Source organism: Nonomuraea sp. NPDC047897, assembly GCF_043204415.1.
Classification (GTDB): Bacteria; Actinomycetota; Actinomycetes; order Streptosporangiales; family Streptosporangiaceae; genus Nonomuraea.
Genome location: NZ_JBIDCC010000005.1, coordinates 398,706 through 415,886 on the forward strand (window position 1 = coordinate 398,706; position 17,181 = coordinate 415,886).

Consider the following 17,181-nt stretch of genomic DNA (forward strand, 5'->3'; position numbering starts at 1 on the left):
GTCCGTCGGTGTTGCACACGTATGTGACCAGGCTTTCGATCCTCGACCGCTCGCTCGTCCGGCAGGGCCACCCGCCGGACGAGGCGCTGCGCGACACCGTCCGCTTCGCGCGGCAGGCCGAGGAGCTCGGCTACCACCGGTTCTGGGTGTCGGAGCACCACAGCGTGCCCGGCGCCGCGGGTTCCGCGCCGACCGTGCTGGCGGCGGCCGTGGCCGCCGCCACCTCCCGCATCCGGGTGGGCACCGGCGGGGTGATGCTGCCCAACCACCGGCCGCTGGTCGTGGCCGAGCAGTTCGGCGTGCTGGAGTCGTTGTACCCCGGCCGCGTCGACATGGGGCTCGGCCGGTCGGTGGGGTTCACGGGCGGCATCCGGCGGGCGCTGGGGGTCGGCAAGGAGGAGGCGGACGACTTCGGCGACCGGTTGGCCGAGCTGCTCGGCTTCTTCACCGGCCGGTCGGCCCATCCGGGCGTGCACGCGCTGCCCGCCGAGGGGCTCAGGCCGCAGGCGTTCGTGCTGGCCATGGGGGCGGGCGCGGACATCGCCGCCGCGCACGGGCTGCCGCTCGTGATCGGCGCGACGGGCGGGCGGGCCCGGGAGGCGGTCGGGCGGTACCGCGCCGGGTTCCGCCCCTCAGCGTGGGCCGCCCGGCCGTACGTGGTGGCCGCGGTGGACGTCGCTGTCGGGCCGACCGAGCAAGAGGCGGCCCTGCTGCAGGTGCCGGAGGCGTGGTCAACGGCCCACGCCCGCACCCGCGGCTCCTTCCCGCCCCTGCTCCCGCCGGAGGAGGTGCTGGCGCTGGAGATGACGGACCGGGAGCGGGCGCTGCTGGAGGAGGCACGCAAGGGGCGCGTCCACGGCACGGCTCAGCAGGTCGCGCTGGAGCTGAGCGGCCTGGTCGAGCTGACCGGAGCGGACGAGGTCCTGGTCACCATGAACACCTACGACCTGGACCTCCGCCTCGACTCCTACCGCCGGCTGGCGGCCGTCTGGTCGGCGACGGCGTGACCCCGCCTCAGCCGACGGGGTTCCACTCGTGGAGGGCGAAGGGCACGCCGTCCCGGATGTGCGAGAGCGCTTCCTCCGGATAGCCGACCATGTCGTGGGGCAGCCTGTCGAGCGGCCACCAGCCCAGCTCGGAGCACTTGTGCGGCTCGGCGTTGTACGGCTCGCCCCGCCACCGGGTGGCGGCGAAGAACAGGCCGATCCGTTCCGGCGCCCGATGCATGACGTGAACGAACGTCAGGTCGTCCGGGTCGAGGGCGACGCCCGTCTCCTCGCGTGTCTCCCGCACCGCGGCCCCGATCACGGACTCGCCGGCCTCCAGGTGCCCGGAGGGCAGATGCCACAGGCCGTCGCCGTAACCGGTGCCCGCCCGCCGGCCCAGCAGCACCTCGCGGACCCGGGCGCCCGGCCGGGGCTCGCCGTCCGGTCCGCCCCCCGGTCCGCCCCGGTCCGGTCCGCCGCCCCGCGCGGCGGGCCGGAGCAGCAGGACGTGCACGTCCACGATGGCGCGGAAGCGCTGCCGGTCGCGCCGCGGCGCGGGCTCACGGCGCCGGTCGAGCGCCTGCACCCACTTGACCGCCACCGCGGCCACCTGGATCAGCTCGGCCCGCAGGGCGGCCGGCTGGTCCTCGGCGAACGCCTCCAGCACCTCCTCGTGCAGCACGTGCCGCCACGTCAGCGCCCCTCGTGCCGCCGCCTCCGTCACCTCCCGCTTGGCGCGGTCGGCGGCCTCGCCCGCCTCCCGGACCCCGCCGGCGTCCGCGGGGGCCGTGCGTCCCGTGCCGTCCGGGAAGTCCTGCAAGCCCCACATCGCGTCCTGGGCCGCACGCTCGGCCGCGACCTCGGCCAGCACACCGCGCAACGAGCCGGGCTCTCCGTCATGTGTCATGGCTCAGGAGTCTGCCCGATCGGCTTCCGGGTCGGGGGTGCGAACGCCTCGCTGGGCTTCGTCACGCGTGCGCATATGACCGCACATGCCGCAGCGGGGACCCCAGGAGAGCCGCCCCGGGCGTCAGGGGCTGGTGGCGGAGGTGGAGACGTCTCGCCGCCCGGGGCGCCCTGGCGGGGGGTAGGGTTTCGGAGCATGGACCGGCGACTCACCCTCATGGCCGTGCACGCCCACCCCGACGACGAGTGCCTGAGCACCGGCGGCGTCCTGACCCGCTACGCCGCGGAGGGCGTCCGCACCGTGCTGGTCACCTGCACGAACGGCGAGCAGGGCGACGGGCCGGGCGGCGTCAAGCCGGGCGATCCGGGTCACGACGACGCGGCCGTCGCCGAGCGGCGGCTGGCCGAGCTGCGCGAGTCGGTCTCCGTGCTCGGCGTCGAGCATCTGGAGCTGCTCGGCTACCGCGACTCCGGGATGGACGGCTGGGACACCAACCGGCATCCCGACGCGTTCGCCAACGTGCCCGTCGAGACCGCCGCGGCCCGGCTCGGCGAGCTGATGGAGCGCTACCGGCCCGACGTGGTCGTCACCTACGACGAGACCGGGGGCAGCGGCTACTTCCACCCCGACCACGTCCAGGCTCACCGCGTCACGGCGGCGGCCGTCGAGGCGTCCGGCGTCCCGGCCAAGTTCTACTACACGGCGATCCCCCGCTCGGCGATCAAGCGGATGTTCGAGCTCATGCGCGAGAGCGGGGCCGACATGGGCGACTTCCAGCCGTCCGATGACTTCGGCACCCCCGACGAGCAGGTCACCACGGTCGTCGACGTCGCCCCCTACGTGGAACGCAAGCTCAAGGCGCTGATGGCCCACGAGAGCCAGGGCGAGAACATCTTCCTGCTCCGCATGCCGGAGGAGGCGCAGCATCAGGCGTTCTCCCACGAGGCGTTCATCCGCGTCCTGTCCCGCGTCGATGCCCCCCACCACGAGGACGACCTGTTCGCCGGCCTCCGCCCGTGACCTCCGCCCGTGACCTCCGCCCCCGTTCCGGCCGTGGACGGCGCCCAGGGCGGGGGCGTCAGGCCGGTGGGGGGAGTTCGCCCGAGCCGCGGATGACGAGGCGGGTGGGGATGAGCAGGCGGCGGGCCGCCTTCGAGCGGTGCCCGTCGAGCCTGGACAGCGCCAGCTCGGCGGCGGCCGCGCCGATGGCGGCCGGGTCCTGGGCGACGACCGTCAGCGGCGGGTCGAGCACCTCCGCGAGCGGCAGGTCGTCGAACCCGACCAGCGCCACGTCGCGCCGTCCGGCCCGCGCCAGGGCCACGACGGCGCCCATGGAGGCGAAGTTGTTCGCCGTGAACAGCGCGGTCGGCGGGTCGGGCAGCGCCAGCAGCCGCAGCACGGCGGCGCTGGCCGCATCCTGGTCGTGGCCGCTCTCCACGAGCGTGCGGTCGAAGGGCAGGCCCGCCTCCTCCAGCGCGTCGCGGTAGCCCTGGAAACGTTCGCGGCGGGTGTAGAGGGTGGCGGGCAGGTCGCCGACGAAGCCGACCCGGCGGTGCCCGTGGGCGATGAGGTGCGCGACACCGTCGCGGGCGCCGTCGCGGTTGCCGCTGACCACGTGGTCGGCGGCCATCCCGACGGCCGGGCGGTCGAGGAAGACGATCGGCAGCCCGGCCGCCCGTTCGGCGCGCAGGTGGCGGTGGTCGCCGGCGGCGGACGGCACGACCATGAGGGCGCTGACCCGGCGCGCCAGGAACGTGGCGATCAGCGACTGCTCCAGGTCGGCCGTCTCGCTGGACGAGCCGACGATGAGGGTCAGGCCGCGGGCGCGGACGGCGTTCTCGACGCCGCCCGCGACCGTGCCGAAGAACGGGTTGCCCATCTCGGGGATGACCAGCCCGATCGCGGCGTCGCGGGCGCCGACCCGCATGTTGCGGGCCATCAGGTTGGGCTGGTAGCCCAGTCTGCGCATCGCGGCGAGGACCCGCTCCCGGGTGTCGGCCGCGACGGGCCCGTCGTCGTTGAGCACCCGCGAGACGGTCTTGGCGGTCACACCGACTTCGCGGGCGACGTCTGCCATCGTGGGGCGCCGCATTCCGACCATGGTAGTGGCCCCGCTACAGGCCGATCGCCTCCGCCGCGTCCTGGTCGGTGACCACTGCCTTGCCGTCCGTGACCTGCATCGCGCCGGTCATGATGGCGACGACCTGGGCCATGCTGAAGTCGCCCGGTTTGATCTGGGCGACCCGGCGGCCGAGCCGCTGGATGTGGACGCGGTCGGCGATCTCGAACACGTGCGGCATGTTGTGGCTGATCAGCACGACGGGGGTGCCGCGGTCGCGGACCCGTCTGATCATGTCGAGCACCTGGCCCGACTCCTTGACGCCGAGGGCGGCGGTGGGCTCGTCCATGACGACGACGTTGGAGGCCCAGGCGACGGCCCTGGCCACGGCGACGCCCTGCCGCTGGCCGCCGGACAGCGACTCGACGGACTGGGTGAGCGAGCGCAGGCCGATCTTGAGGTCGGCCATGTGCCGGGCCGACTCCTCGCGCATGCGCTTCTTGTCCAGCATCCGGAACACCGTGCCGAGCAGGCCTGGCTTGCGGATCTCCCGGCCGAGGAACATGTTGGTGGCGATGTCGAGGGAGGCGGCGACGGCGAGGTCCTGGTAGACGGTCTCGATGCCGTGCCGGCGCGCTTCGAGCGGATCGCGGAAGCGGACGGGCCTGCCGTCGAGGAGGATCTCGCCCTCGTCCGGCTGCAGGGCGCCGGTCAGCGCCTTGATGAGGCTCGTCTTGCCGGCCCCGTTGTCGCCGATGACCGCGAGCACCTCGCCGGGCATCAGGTCGAAGTCGGCGCCGTCGAGCGCGGTGACGTGGCCGTAGCGCTTGACCAGGCCGCGCGCCTGGAGGACGGGGGTCATCGGTTCCTCCTGCGGGAGAGCTGGTCGACGGTGACGGCGAGGATCACCAGGATCCCGGTGATGAGGGTCTGGTAGATCGACGGTACGCCCATGAGCTGCAGCCCGTTGCGGAACACCCCCACGATGAGGGCGCCGATCAGCGTGCCGAGCACCAGCCCCCGGCCGCCGAACAGGCTCGTGCCGCCGAGGACGACCGCGGTGATGCTGTCGAGGTTGTCGGTCTGCCCGGCCTGCGGGTCGCCCACCCCGGTGCGGGACACCAGGAGCAGGGCGGCGATGCCGTACACGAGGCCGGCGACCGTGTAGACGCCGACGAGGAGCCGGTTGGTGCGGATGCCGGTCAGCCGGGCGACCTCGGGGCTGTTGCCGAGCGCGTACACGTGGCGGCCCCAGGCGGTCTGGCCGAGCAGGTAGGCGAACAGCAGGAACAGCAGGATGGTGAGGAGCGAACCGTAGGTGACGTTCGTCCCGCCGAGGTTGAAGGTCTGGCCGAGGTACGTCATCGCGGGCGGCAGGTCGGTGACCGTCTGGTCCTGCGAGTAGATGTGGGTCAGCGCGAAGACCACGTTCAGCATGCCGAGGGTCACGATGAACGGCGGCAGCGAGATCTTCATCACCAGCAGGCCGTTGAGCAGCCCGAACGCGGCGCAGACGGCCAGGCCGGCGGCGATGGCGAGCAGCGGCGGCAGGCCGCTGTCGACGGCCAGCTTCGTCATCACGATCCCGCCGAACGCCATGATGGCGCCGTTGGACAGGTCGATGCCCGCGGTCAGGATGATCAGCGTCTGGCCGATGGCGAGCGTGCCGACGACCATGACCTGCTGGATGATGAGCGAGAAGTTGCCCCCGGTGAGGAACTGCTCGGAGTTGACCGAGAAGAACACGCACGCCAGCACGAGCGCCGCCAGCGGGCCCGCGGTGGGGGTGGTGATGAGGCGCCGCGGCAGCGTCGCTTCCATGACGGCCATGTCAGCCCCAGCAGTTGGCGAGGCCGAAGGCGGTGTCCTTGGCTTCGACGCCGTCGACCGCCTTGTCGGTGATCAGCGTGACGCCGGTGTCGGTGTAGCCGGCTGCCTTCTTGCCGCCCTTGGCGTAGTCGGCGACGGCCTTGACGCCGTCCTCGGCCATCTTCAGCGGGTACTGCTGGGAGGTGGCGGCGATCTGGCCGCTCTGCACGGCCTTGACGCCGGTGCAGCCGCCGTCGACGGAGACGACCAGCACGTCCTTCTCGCGGCCCTTGGCCTTGAGCGCGGTGTGGGCGCCGAGCGCGGCCGGCTCGTTGATGGTGTAGACGAGGTTGATGTCGGGGGCCTTCTGCAGGCAGTTCTCCATCGCGGTCTGGCCCTTGGACTGGTCGCCGCGGGTGTCCTGCGAGCAGACGATCGACGGGTCGCCCTCGGCGATGCCGAAGCCCTTGAGGAAGCCGTCGTGGCGGAGCTGGCCGACCGTGATGCCGGGCGCCAGGTCGAGAGTGGCGATCTTGGCGGGCTTGCCGGCCATGGCGGCCTTGGCGTACTGGCCGATGAGTTCGCCGGCCTTGAGGTTGTCGGTCGCGAAGAGCGCGTCGGTGGCGTCCTGCGGGTCGGTCGGGGTGTCGAGCGCGATGACGAGGACGCCGGCGTCGCGGGCCTTCTTGATGGCGGGGACGATCGCCTTGGTGTCGCTGGGCGTGATGAGGATGCCCTTGACGCCGGCGGCCACCATGTTCTCGATGGCGGTGATCTGGGAGGCGTTGTCGCCGTCGAACTTGCCCGCGGCCGTCATCAGCTCCAGCCCGTTGGCCTGCGCGGACTTCTGCGCGCCTTCCTTCATCTTGACGAAGAACGGGTTGGTCTCCGTCTTGGTGATCAGGCCGACCTTGGCGGTGGAGGCGGCCTGCTGGCCGCTGCCGCCTCCGTCGTCGCTGCCGCATCCGGTGGCGAGGAGCACGGCAGCCAGGAGACCGGCCGAGAGCCTAGCTTTCATGGTGGCTTCCTATCAGTGTGGTCTCGGATCTCATCCTACTATCAGGGCGAACTCGATGTCATCGTTGACACATGTCATCGTTGACATCGGCCGTGTTGCGATGATGAACTCCGAACCGGGAAACGTCAATGGTCTACGGCCGTAACGAATCGGCAACGTGGTGAGAGGCGACTGTGATGATCTCTGTCCTCGGCGAGTGCGTGGCCGACGCCTTCGCCGGCCGGGTGAGCGGCGACGACGCCGGCCGCGCGGCCGGTCAGCGGGCCGCGGACCCGGAGCTGGCGCTGCGGGTGCTGCCCGGCGGGGGCCCGGCGAACACGGCGGTGGCGCTCGCGCGGCTCGGCACGCCCACGCGGTTCCTGGGACGGATCTCCCGCGACGTGTTCGGGGCGCTGTTCCGCGACCGGCTGGCCGCCTCGGGAGTGGACCTGTCAGGCTGCGTGGACGCGGCCGAGCCGAGCACGCTCGCGGTGGCCTCGCTCGACGCGCGCGGCCAGGCCGCCTACAGCTTCCACGCCGAGGGCGCGGCCGACTGGCGGTGGACCGCCGGCGAACTGGCCGCAGGCGGCCTGGCCGGCTCCTCCTGCCTGCACACGGGCTCGCTCGCCCTGGTCAGGGAGCCGGGACGGGAGGCGGTGGAGCGCTTCGCCGCCGAGGCCGCCACGCGAGCCACGGTCTCGATCGACCCGAACGTCCGGCCCAGCCTCGCGCGGCGCGACGCCTACGACGTGCCGCGCTGGTGCGCCTTCGCCGACATCGTCAAGCTGAGCGAGGACGACCTCGCCTTCCTCGCCCCCGGCGAACCGGTGGAGCAGGTGTGCGACGCCTGGCACGCGGCGGGCGCCCGCCTCGTCGTGGTGACCAGGGGCGCGGCGGGGGCGCTCGTCTCCCTGGCCGGCTCCCGTACGCAGGTCGCGGCCCCCCGCGTCGCGGTGGTGGACACGGTCGGCGCCGGTGACGCCTTCACGGCGGGGCTGCTGCACCGTCTGGGCGAGCGGGGCCTGCTCGGCGGACGGCTGGACGGCCTGGACCTGGGCGCGGCGGCCGACGCGGCGGCGTTCGGGGCCCGGGTCGCCGCGCTGACGTGCGCCGTCGCCGGCGCCAGCCCGCCGTGGGCACACCAGCTCACGGAACCGGCGGCCTCCTGACGTACGACCCGGCCGGCCGCCGCCCGCCGCCTCGGTCGCTAGTCGCGGCCGTCGTCGGAGGGCGCGCCCTCCCGCGTCGGCGTGTTGGAGCGGTCGCGCGCCGGCTGGCCGAACCACGTCCACAGCGCGAGCAGCGCCACGACCGCCGCCGTGACGGCCCCGATCGTGCTGTCGAAGAGGTGGTCGACCACGAGCATGGTGGCCGCGGTCATCGACACGGCGAGCGCCAGGGCCCCGGCGATGCCGTAGAAGTTGGACCGGCGTACCAGCGTCTCCTTCAGCCCCTGCCGGAAGAGGACGCGGTGCTGCGCCGCGGGCGCGATGTAGCAGATGGACGCGATCGCCGCGCTGACCAGCGCCACGTAGAACAGCCGGCGGTCGAACGCGTCCAGCCGGGTGAAGCCCGGCGAGAAGGGCACGGTGAGCAGGAACGCGAACAGCACCTGCACCCCGGTCACCGCCACCCGGGCGCCCTGCAGCAGCTCCACGAAGTTGCGATCGGCGCGGTCGCCGCCGGGTTCCCCGCCCGACTCCAGTCCTTCGCTCACCTGGGCCGTCCTCTCCGTACAGTCGTCACTCAGACGCTACGACTTACCGGACTTTTGCCTGCAAAACCTCGCTTTTTGCCTGGCTGGACGGCGTCGCTGATCAGAGCCGGTACGGCCGGGCGGAGTGATCAATCCGCCACCGGGGTAGACGGGCCCGGTGGACGTACCCCCTGTGGTCTGGTGGCTGACCATCGCCGGCATCGCCGGCCTGGTCCTGTTCGACTTCTTCTTCCACGTGCGCAAGGCCCACGCGCCCAGCCTGCGCGAGGCCGCCGCGTGGTCGGCGCTCTACATCGGCGTCGCGCTGGCCTTCGGCGGCGGGGTGTGGCTGTTCGGCGACCCCGCGACGGGCACCGAGTACCTCGCCGGCTACGTGACGGAGAAGGCGCTGTCGGTCGACAACCTCTTCGTCTTCCTCATCATCATCTGCAGCTTCAAGGTGCCGCGCGCCGACCAGCAGAAGGTGCTGCTGTTCGGCATCGTCTTCTCCCTGGTCGCGCGGACCGGGTTCATCTTCCTCGGCGCGGCGCTGATCAACTCGTTCGCGTGGGTGTTCTACGCGTTCGGCCTCATCCTGCTCGTCACGGCCGGCAACCTCGTCAGGCCGGAGGGCGAGGAGAGCCACACCGGCGACAACGTCATGGTCCGGCTGGCCCGCAGGCTCGTCCGCACCACCGACGCCTACGACGGCGACAAGCTGTTCACCGTCCAGGACGGCCGGCGGGTCATGACGCCGATGATGCTCGTCATGGCCGCCATCGGCGGCACCGACATCCTGTTCGCCCTCGACTCCATCCCGGCCGTCTTCGGGCTGACGCAGAACGTGTACGTGGTGTTCACGGCCACGGCCTTCTCCCTGCTCGGACTGCGCCAGCTCTACTTCCTCATCGACGGGCTGCTGGACCGCCTCATCTACCTCGGCTACGGCCTGGCCGCGATCCTCGCCTTCATCGGCGTGAAGCTCATCCTGCACGCGCTGCACGAGAACAACGTGCCGTTCATCGCCGACGGTCAACCGGTCGCCGTGGTGGAGATCAGCACCGGCCTGTCCCTCAGCGTCATCCTCGGCGTGCTCGTCGTCACCGTGCTCGCCTCACTGCACAGCCCCAAGGGCCGGGCGCAGAACCTCGTCTCGGCGGCCCGCCGCCACGCCACGGAGTACCTGGAGGTGGAGAAGGACCCCGTACGCCGCGAGGAGATCCACGCCAAGCTGTGCCGCGAGATCGAGGAGATCAGGGAGCTGCCGGAAAAGTACCGGGCGCGGATCCGCGAGGAGGAGCGGCTCATGGAGCTGCTCGCCCGGGCCCGCGACGCGCACGCCTCCGCCACGACCCGCGCCCAGGGCGGGCCGGTCAGAGGGTCAGGTCGACGACGACCTTGATGTCGTCGGGCTCCTTGCCCAGCGCCGCCCCGAACTCCTCCATCGGCACCCGCCGCGTGATCAGCCGGTCGAGCCAGTCCCGGTCGGCCTTGACGAGAGCCTCGGCTGCCTGCTGGTAGTGGCGGCGGGCGGCGTTGACGGTGCCGAACATCACGGTGTTCTTCAGCACCAGCTCCGTGTTGACCAGCCCGAGGGGCGCCTCATCGAGCCGGTTCGCCGAGGAGATGCCGGTCAGGCAGATGACGGCGTCCCGCCCCGCCACCTCGGGCAGGGCGAACACCAGCGGCCCGTGACCGGTGCATTCCATCACCACGTCCGGCTCCACGCCGAGGCCGGTGACGTCCCCGGTGTGGAAGACGGCTCCGAGGTCGGCGACGAGTCGCGGCTTGGGCCCGCGGTCGGTGCGGTCGAGGACGTGCACCTCCAGGCCGCGCTGGACGCCCATGAGCGCCGCCAGCAACCCGATCGGCCCCGCGCCGGTGACCAGCGCCACCCGGGGCCGCCAGGAGGTGCGGGTGACGAACCGGTCGGTCTGCTCCCAGGCCTTGGCCAGGATCGACGCCGGCTCCAGCAGCACCCCGCGGTCACCGAGGCCGGAGTCGAGCTTGACGGCGTACTCCGGCTCGATCCGCCACCGCCGCGCGCCGAACCCGTCGTGCTCCTTGATGCCGCGTTCGGTGAAGCGGCCGTTGCGGCAGAAGTCCCACTCCCCGTTCGCGCACGGCTCGCACGGGACCGGATCGGGACGCCGGACGATGCCCACCACCAGGTCGCCCTCCGCCAGGCCGCTGCCCCGCGGCGCCTCGATCACCCGGCCCAGCGACTCGTGCCCGATCACCAGCCGGTCGCGGCCCGGCGGCGGCGCGCCGTGCTCGAACTCCTCGACGATCTCGGCGTCGGTGCCGCAGATGCCGAGCAGCAACCCCTCGACCAGCACCTCACCCTCGCCGGGCGCCGGACCGTCGAGGTCCTCGACCCGCACGCTGCCGGCCTCACCGGGAATCACCGTGATCGCTTTCATCGGCGCCACCCCTTCGTCGCCGCACACCTACCCGGGGCGCCGATCCGGACACGTGGAGGACGGGACGCGGCGCATTCAGCCGGGGCGCGGGCTACCCGCCACCCGGCGCATTCCCGCTGGGGCGGGGGGGGCCCCCCCCCCCCCCCCCCGGCCCCCGCGGGGGGGGGGGGGCGCGCCCGCCGGGGGCGCGCGGGCCCCGCCCGCCCCCTCATGCGCGCGCGGCCCCCCCCCGGCGGGGGCGGGCGGCCCCCCCCCCCCCCCCCCCCGGCGCCGGCGCCGCGGCCCCCCCCCCCCCCCCCCGCCGGAGGGGCCCGCGCGGCCCGCCGACGAAGATCCTGCCGGGAGTGGATCCCGCCAGGCGAGGAGGCAGTGTCATCGTGACGAGCGTGCTCACCGTCAACGCCGGATCGTCCAGTCTCCGGCTCGATCTCGTGGAGGGCGGGGTGCTCATCGACAGCGCGCGCGCCGAACGGGCCCTGGACCCGGCGGCCGCCAGGGACGAGCTGTCGTCGTTCCTCGGCCGTCGCCTGGACCGTGACGTCGAGGCCGTCGCGCACCGCCTGGTGCACGGCGGCGACACCGTGCGGAGCGCGGTGGTCGCCGACGACGACATCCTGGAGGCGGTGCGCGCCGTGCGCGGGCTGGCGCCGCTGCACCTGCCGCCGGCGCTGGCCCTGGTGGAGGCGGCCCGGGAACTGCTGCCCGCCGTGCCGCACGTGCTCTGCCCCGACACCGCCTTCCACGCCGGCCTGCCCGTCGAGGCGGCGACGTACGCGCTGCCGGCGCGGTGGCGCGAGCGGTACGGGCTGCGCCGCTACGGTTTCCACGGCCTGTCCTACGCCTGGGCGGCCGACCGGGTGGCGGAGCTGACCGGCCGGCCGGTGGAGGAGCTGGACCTGGTGCTCGCCCACCTGGGCGGCGGCGCGTCGGTGTGCGCCGTGTCCGGCGCGCGCAGCGTGGACACCTCGATGGGCTGGACGCCGTTGGACGGGCTGCCGATGAGCAGGCGGTCCGGCGCGGTCGATCCGGGGATGCTGCTGTGGCTGCTGGAGGAGGGCGGGCTCACGACCGGGGAGCTGAACGAGGGGCTGTGGCGCAAGTCCGGGCTGCTCGGGTTGTCCGGCGGCCGGTCCGGAGACACGCGGGAGCTGGTGGCGGCCCAGGGGGACGGCGACGCGGCGGCGGCACTGGCGTTGGCCGTGTTCTGCCACCGGGTGGCCAGGGAGGTCGCCGCCGTGGCGGCCTCCCTGCGCCGGGTCGACGCCCTGGTGTTCACCGGCGAGATCGGCTGGGACCAGCCCGAGGTGCGCGACGACGTCTGCCGGCGGCTGCGGGTGCTCGGCGTCGAGCCGCCGGCCGTGACGCACCGGTCGGAGGACGGTCCGGTGAGCGCCGAGGGCGCCGCCGTGCCCGTCTACGTGGTCGAGCCGCGCGAGGAGCTGCAGCTCGCCCGCGAAGCCCTGGCCGTCCTGGCCTGAGCCGCCCCCGCCCCGCTGACCTGGAGTGGCGGCAAGCCACGCGCCGTCACGTCCGCCCCGGTCAGGAGGGCGGCGAGTACAGCCACGGGGAGCGCAGGTCGTGGAAGTCCGGCTGCCCGTCGAACAGGCTCATCATCTCCTCGAACGCCTCGCGCAGGCGCGGCGACAGCTCCTTGCGCTCGCCCTGCCTGGCCTCCTCCTCGCTGGTGAAGTACGCCGCGTCGACGTAGCCGCCGTCGTCCTCCACGGCGGCGAGCCCGCCGATGAGGTCGGGCCGCTCCTCGGCCAGGTCCGCCTCGCCGGCCCGCATCAGCTCGCGGACGCGGGCGGCGTCACGGACGCGGCCCCGGATCACCTGGACGAACCCGGCGGAGTCGGACCCGCCGCGCAGGTACGTCTCGGCCCGGTCGGAGTCGTGGAAGGACACCTCCCCGGTGAACAGCTTCGCGGTCTCCATCCACCACCGGTGCTGCTCGGGGCGTTCGGAGTTGGCGCGGGCGGCCTCGCGCGAGGCGAACCGGGCGATGTTCACGAACATGCCGTCGTCCGTGACCCCGGCCGTGGTGCCGAGCCAGTCGCGCGCGGCGGGCCGGAGCTCCCGCATCCACCGGTCGAGCGCCTCCCGGATCTCGCCGGTGTCGCCGACCCGCCCCTGTATGACCTGGATGAACATGGCCTTCTCCTCTCCGGGCCCGCGCCGCCACCCTCCACGCTAGGAACGGTCCGGCCGGGTGGTCGATCTCCGCCGGGCCAAGACCTCGTTGCGGCCCGTTGACCCGCGCCGCCACGCATCGAAGACACATACAGAGCAGACTGTCTTCATAGGGAGACGACATCTATGTTTCAAACGAACCTGCTCGCTGCTTGGTAAGGTGTCAGCCGTTGGAGCCACCACGTGCCCGGATCGGATGAGTGCGATGACCCTTCCTGTTGACGCGACTCCTGTTGACGCGACCGACGACGGAGCGCAGACCGGCGTCCGCGGGGTCAAATCCGCCGCGCGCACCGTGGAACTGCTGGAACTGCTCGCCTCGCGCCAGAACCGCCCCGCCCGGCTGCGCGAGCTCAGCGACGCGCTCGGCGCGCCGCGCAGCAGCGTCTACGCGCTCATCCGCACGCTGGCCGAGCACGGCTGGGTGCGCACCGACCCCACCGGCACGCTCTACAGCATCGGCATCCGCGCCCTGCTCGCCGGCACGACGTACCTCGACACCGACCCCTACCTGCGCATCGTCCAGCCGCACATCAACGACCTCAGCGCGCTGCTCGACGAGACGATCCACTTCGGCCGCCTCGACCGGGGCGACATCGTCTACCTGGCGACGAAGGAGTCGAGCCAGTACCTCCGCCCGTTCAGCCGGGTGGGCCGCCGGCTGCCGGCCTTCAGCACCGCGATGGGCAAGGCCCTGCTGGCCGAGCGGCTGGGCACCAGCACGGAGGTGCCCATCCCCGAGCGGCTGACCCCGCTCACCCCCAAGACCATCGTCGACCGTGACACCCTGATCGCCGACCTGCGGCTGACCCGCGAGCGCGGCTACGCCACCGACGACGAGGAGAACTACGAGGGCGTGGCGTGTTTCGGCTTCGCGCTGCGCTACAGCCGCCCGGCGACCGACGCGATCAGCTGCTCCGTGCCGGTCCCCCACCTCACCCCCGAGCGGTCGCGCGAGATCGTCGCGGCGATGGAGCGCACGCGGCTGGCCATCGAACGGATGGCGCCGGTCGATCCGGCCGCCGAGTTCTGAGGTGGACGCCGCCTCCACGGGCCTGCTGGTGCTGGCCGGGATCGCCTCGGGGCTGGCCGGCTCCGTCGCCGGGCTGGCCTCGCTGTTCAGCTATCCGGCGCTGCTGGCCGTCGGGCTGCCGCCGATCGCGGCCAACGTCACCAACACGGTGGCCATGTTCTCCACCACGGTCGGCTCCGCCGCCGGGTCGCGCGCCGAGCTGCGCGGCCAGCGGGTGCGCGTCGCCAAGCTGGTCGTCCTCGCCGCCGCGGGCGGCTCGCTCGGCGCGTGGCTGCTGCTGAGCACCCCGGCGTCGGCGTTCGAGCTGGTCGTCCCGTGGCTCATCGCGCTCGGCTCGGTGCTGCTGCTGGCCCGCGACCCGCTCAGGAGGTTCGCCGACCGGCGCGCCGCCGCCGCCTCGGTCTCCGCGGCAACCGGCCGGGCACCGGCGAGCCTGCCGCTGGCGGGCACGGTCGTGCTGGTCGGCCTGTACGGCGGCTACTTCGGGGCGGCGGCCGGCGTGCTCATGCTGGCCGTGCTGTCGGCCTCGGCGACCGAACCGCTCCCGGTGACCAACGCGGTCAAGAACATCGCCACCGGGGCCGCCAACATCACCGCCGCCGTCGCCTACGCCTTCCTGGCCCCCGTGCACTGGCCCGCCGCCGGTGCCCTCGCGGTCGGCTGCCTGGCGGGGAGCTGGGTCGGCCCGGCGGTCGTGCGGCGGCTGCCGGAGCGGCCGCTGCGCTTCGCCATCGCGCTCGCGGGCCTCGGCCTCGCCCTGCACCTGTGGCTGACCGCCGTCGCCTGAGACCTGCCGTGACAGCGTCATCACTGCGCATGTCTTGGGGCAAGTCTTCTCGTCGCGCCCGCGCCCGCGCAGGCGCCGGCGTTACGAAGGGCTTCATGCGACCAAGCACATCGATGTCCTCGTGGCTGCGGGCCGACCCCTGGCGGGCGCTGCTGATGCTGGTGGCCGGCTGCTATGGGGCCGTCCAGTTGCTCGCGGTGGGCCCCGGCATGGGGCTGGGGTGGGACGAGGTGGTGTACGTCAGCCAGGTCGATCCCCGCGTGTCCGCGGTCGAGTTCATCGCCCCCCGCGCCCGCGGGATCACGCTGATCGTCGCGCCGGTGACGCTGGTGACGTCCTCGACGGAGGCGCTGCGGATCTACCTGGCCGTGCTGTCGGCCCTGGCGCTGTACGCGTCGTTCGCGACCTGGCTGCGGCTGCGTCCGGGAGCGGCGGCGCCGCTGGCCGCGCTGCTGTTCGCGTCGCTGTGGCTGGCGTTGTTCTACGGCGCCGCGGCCATGCCGAACATGTGGGTGGCGTTCGGCGCGGTGGCCGCCGTCGGGTTCTTCCTGCGCTGCCTGCGGCCGGACGCCGGCCGCGGCTGCGTGGCCGGGCTGGCGCTGTGCGTGGCGGCGGTGGCGCTGGTACGGCCGCCCGACAGCGTCTGGCTCGTCCTGGCGCTGGGGGCGGCGCTCGCCGGGCCCGGACGGTGGCGGCCCCGGGTGGCGATCGCGCTGCTCGCCGGCCTGACGGCCGGCTGGGCGGACTGGGTCGTCGAGGCGTACGTGCGCTTCGGCGGGCCGCTCGCGCGCTGGCGGGCCGCCGGAGCGGCCAACGAGACCGGGCTGCACTTCTCGCTGTACGAGCACGCCCGGGCGCTGAACGGCCCGCTGCTGTGCCGGCCGCCCGCCGACTGCGGCCCCGCCGTGCCGTCCTGGGTGCTGTGGTGGAGCGTCCTCCCCGCCCTCGTCCTGCTCGGCCTGTACGCGGCCCGGCGCCGTGACCGCCTGGCCGAAGCCCTGCTGCCCGCCGTGGCCGGCGTGTCGCTGGCCGCGCCGTACGTCTTCCTCGTCGGGTACGCGGCGCCCCGCTTCCTGCTGCCCACGTACGCCCTGCTGGCCTTCCCCGTCGCGCACGGGGCGCTGGCGTTGACGGCGGGCGCGCGAGGCGCGGCGCCACGCCGGGCCGGCGCCTGCCTGGCCGCCGCGATCTTCCTCGGTCACTGCGTCCTGCAGGGCGTCACGCTGGACAAGGTCGTCACGCCGCGGCTCGCCAAGCGGGACGCCGAGGTGCGCGTCGCCCGCGCGCTGGAGGGCCTGCGCGTGCGGCCGCCCTGCCTGGTGTACGGCGAGCAGGCGGTGCAGATCGCCTACCGGATGGGCTGCGAGGGGCACACGGTCCTGGACTGGGCGGGGCAGCGGGAGGTGCCGGCGGCGGTGCGCGGCGCCGAGGCCGCGGGCAAGCGGGTGATCGCCGTGGACCGGGGCCGCTCCGTACCCGCGCCGTTCCTGCTGGCCTGGCAGCGGCGCCCGCTGGAGGGCATCCGGCCGGGACGCTGGTCCGCCTACCTGCCGCGCTGACGGCCACGCTGACGGCCACGGTTCGCCGGGCGCCCGACACCGCCTGTTACGGTCGGTGACGGGAGGTGGGCCATGGGTGAGCCGGACGCGGTCCGGGCCGCCGCCGGGCCCGGGCAGGGCCCCGACCGGGTGGGCGCGTTCGTGGACGCCGTCTTCGCGATCGCGATGACGTTGCTGGCCGTCGAGCTGCCCCGGCCACCCGCCGAGCTGGTCGACAGCGACGATCCCCGGCCCGTGATGGCCGCCCGGCTGTGGGGCTTCCTCGGCGACAACTGGGGGGCGTGGCTGGCCTTCGTCATCGCGTTCCTCATCCTGTGGGGCGTGTGGCGGGAGCACCACCGCACGCTCGACCTCGTCGGCCGGGTCACCCCCCGGGTGATGCGCTGGCACGTCCCCTTGCTGCTGGTCGTGGTGCTGCTGCCGTACGCGACGGGGCTGATCGGCGAGACCGTGGCCAACCCGCTGGCCGTCTGCCTGTTCGCCGGCGCGGTGGCGGCACTGCTGCTCACCCAGGCGGGGCTGCTGAGGGCGATCGTCAGCGACGGGGTGCTGCGCCCCGGCGCTGACGGGCGGGCGATGCGAGTGCAGGCCGGCACGCTCACCGTGGTGGGCGTCTTCTGGCTGCTCACGGCGGGGCTGACGTGGCTGGTGGACGGGGTGCCGCTGCTCTGGCTGCTCGGCCCGGTGGTGGGCGGCGTCGCCGCCCGGGCGTTCGGCAGGGCCCTGCCGGCCTGA

17 protein-coding genes are annotated in these 17,181 nt (G+C 73.6%); 9 read left to right on the forward strand and 8 right to left on the reverse strand.

The genetic code is table 11. The features are described from left to right. The first annotated feature begins 23 nt into the window (after window positions 1-23). Window positions 24-1,007, forward strand: coding sequence for an MsnO8 family LLM class oxidoreductase (locus ACGF0J_RS14710; RefSeq protein WP_393145776.1), 984 nt, complete (start codon window positions 24-26; stop codon window positions 1,005-1,007). A gap of 7 nt (window positions 1,008-1,014) precedes the next feature. Here the strand turns inward: ACGF0J_RS14710 and ACGF0J_RS14715 are convergent, their stop codons facing one another. Continuing rightward, a complete protein-coding gene (locus tag ACGF0J_RS14715; RefSeq protein WP_393145778.1) occupies window positions 1,015-1,893 on the reverse strand; it encodes an NUDIX domain-containing protein in 879 nt (292 codons plus the stop codon). Window positions 1,894-2,088: 195 nt separating this feature from the next. Between ACGF0J_RS14715 and ACGF0J_RS14720 the strand changes: the two genes are divergently transcribed. Next, on the forward strand, window positions 2,089-2,913 hold the full coding sequence (locus ACGF0J_RS14720) for a PIG-L family deacetylase (RefSeq protein WP_393145780.1): 825 nt from the start codon (window positions 2,089-2,091) through the stop codon (window positions 2,911-2,913). 58 nt (window positions 2,914-2,971) lie between these two features. On the opposite strand, the gene ACGF0J_RS14725 is transcribed toward ACGF0J_RS14720, so the two are convergent. The 4 genes from ACGF0J_RS14725 to ACGF0J_RS14740 are packed head-to-tail and all read right to left on the reverse strand — an operon-like array spanning window position 2,972 to window position 6,779. Then, entirely contained in the window at window positions 2,972-3,985 is a 1,014-nt protein-coding gene (locus tag ACGF0J_RS14725; protein ID WP_393145782.1) for a LacI family DNA-binding transcriptional regulator, read from the reverse strand. Window positions 3,986-4,007: 22 nt separating this feature from the next. Beyond that, complete coding sequence (locus tag ACGF0J_RS14730) at window positions 4,008-4,814, reverse strand: ATP-binding cassette domain-containing protein (RefSeq protein ID WP_393145784.1); 807 nt, start codon at window positions 4,812-4,814, stop codon at window positions 4,008-4,010. Next, on the reverse strand, window positions 4,811-5,773 hold the full coding sequence (locus tag ACGF0J_RS14735; RefSeq protein WP_393145786.1) for an ABC transporter permease: 963 nt from the start codon (window positions 5,771-5,773) through the stop codon (window positions 4,811-4,813). Before ACGF0J_RS14735 ends, ACGF0J_RS14730 begins: the two co-directional genes overlap by 4 nt. A 10-nt stretch (window positions 5,774-5,783) precedes the next feature. After that, the gene (locus ACGF0J_RS14740; protein ID WP_393145788.1) at window positions 5,784-6,779 is read right to left on the reverse strand and encodes a sugar ABC transporter substrate-binding protein; all 996 of its coding nucleotides are present in this window, start codon (window positions 6,777-6,779) and stop codon (window positions 5,784-5,786) included. 176 nt (window positions 6,780-6,955) lie between these two features. Here ACGF0J_RS14740 and ACGF0J_RS14745 point away from each other — a divergent pair, with 176 nt between their 5' ends. Next, entirely contained in the window at window positions 6,956-7,927 is a 972-nt protein-coding gene (locus tag ACGF0J_RS14745; protein ID WP_393145790.1) for a carbohydrate kinase, read from the forward strand. 38 nt (window positions 7,928-7,965) lie between these two features. Here the strand turns inward: ACGF0J_RS14745 and ACGF0J_RS14750 are convergent, their stop codons facing one another. Beyond that, window positions 7,966-8,475: a DUF6328 family protein gene (locus tag ACGF0J_RS14750; RefSeq protein ID WP_393145792.1), complete on the reverse strand. Its 510-nt coding sequence runs from the start codon at window positions 8,473-8,475 to the stop codon at window positions 7,966-7,968. 157 nt (window positions 8,476-8,632) lie between these two features. On the opposite strand from ACGF0J_RS14750, the gene ACGF0J_RS14755 reads away from it, so the two are divergent. Further along, the gene (locus tag ACGF0J_RS14755) at window positions 8,633-9,856 is read left to right on the forward strand and encodes a TerC family protein (RefSeq protein ID WP_393145794.1); all 1,224 of its coding nucleotides are present in this window, start codon (window positions 8,633-8,635) and stop codon (window positions 9,854-9,856) included. Here ACGF0J_RS14755 and ACGF0J_RS14760 read toward each other — a convergent pair. After that, the gene (locus ACGF0J_RS14760) at window positions 9,828-10,877 is read right to left on the reverse strand and encodes a glucose 1-dehydrogenase (RefSeq protein ID WP_393145796.1); all 1,050 of its coding nucleotides are present in this window, start codon (window positions 10,875-10,877) and stop codon (window positions 9,828-9,830) included. The two genes, ACGF0J_RS14755 and ACGF0J_RS14760, sit on opposite strands and share 29 nt — an antisense overlap. Window positions 10,878-11,254: 377 nt before the next feature. On the opposite strand from ACGF0J_RS14760, the gene ACGF0J_RS14765 reads away from it, so the two are divergent. Continuing rightward, complete coding sequence (locus ACGF0J_RS14765; RefSeq protein WP_393145798.1) at window positions 11,255-12,355, forward strand: acetate/propionate family kinase; 1,101 nt, start codon at window positions 11,255-11,257, stop codon at window positions 12,353-12,355. 61 nt (window positions 12,356-12,416) lie between these two features. Here the strand turns inward: ACGF0J_RS14765 and ACGF0J_RS14770 are convergent, their stop codons facing one another. Further along, window positions 12,417-13,028, reverse strand: coding sequence for a hypothetical protein (locus ACGF0J_RS14770; protein ID WP_393145800.1), 612 nt, complete (start codon window positions 13,026-13,028; stop codon window positions 12,417-12,419). 244 nt (window positions 13,029-13,272) lie between these two features. Here ACGF0J_RS14770 and ACGF0J_RS14775 point away from each other — a divergent pair, with 244 nt between their 5' ends. From ACGF0J_RS14775 to ACGF0J_RS14790, 4 genes are all read left to right on the forward strand, one after another. Continuing rightward, on the forward strand, window positions 13,273-14,100 hold the full coding sequence (locus tag ACGF0J_RS14775; protein ID WP_393145802.1) for an IclR family transcriptional regulator: 828 nt from the start codon (window positions 13,273-13,275) through the stop codon (window positions 14,098-14,100). 1 nt (window position 14,101) lies between these two features. Then, window positions 14,102-14,887, forward strand: coding sequence for a sulfite exporter TauE/SafE family protein (locus ACGF0J_RS14780; protein ID WP_393145804.1), 786 nt, complete (start codon window positions 14,102-14,104; stop codon window positions 14,885-14,887). Between the two features lie 95 nt (window positions 14,888-14,982). After that, window positions 14,983-16,446 carry a hypothetical protein gene (locus ACGF0J_RS14785; RefSeq protein ID WP_393145806.1) on the forward strand — a complete coding sequence of 488 codons (1,464 nt, stop codon included), beginning with the start codon at window positions 14,983-14,985 and terminating at the stop codon, window positions 16,444-16,446. A gap of 72 nt (window positions 16,447-16,518) precedes the next feature. Continuing rightward, window positions 16,519-17,181, forward strand: coding sequence for a TMEM175 family protein (locus ACGF0J_RS14790; RefSeq protein ID WP_393145808.1), 663 nt, complete (start codon window positions 16,519-16,521; stop codon window positions 17,179-17,181).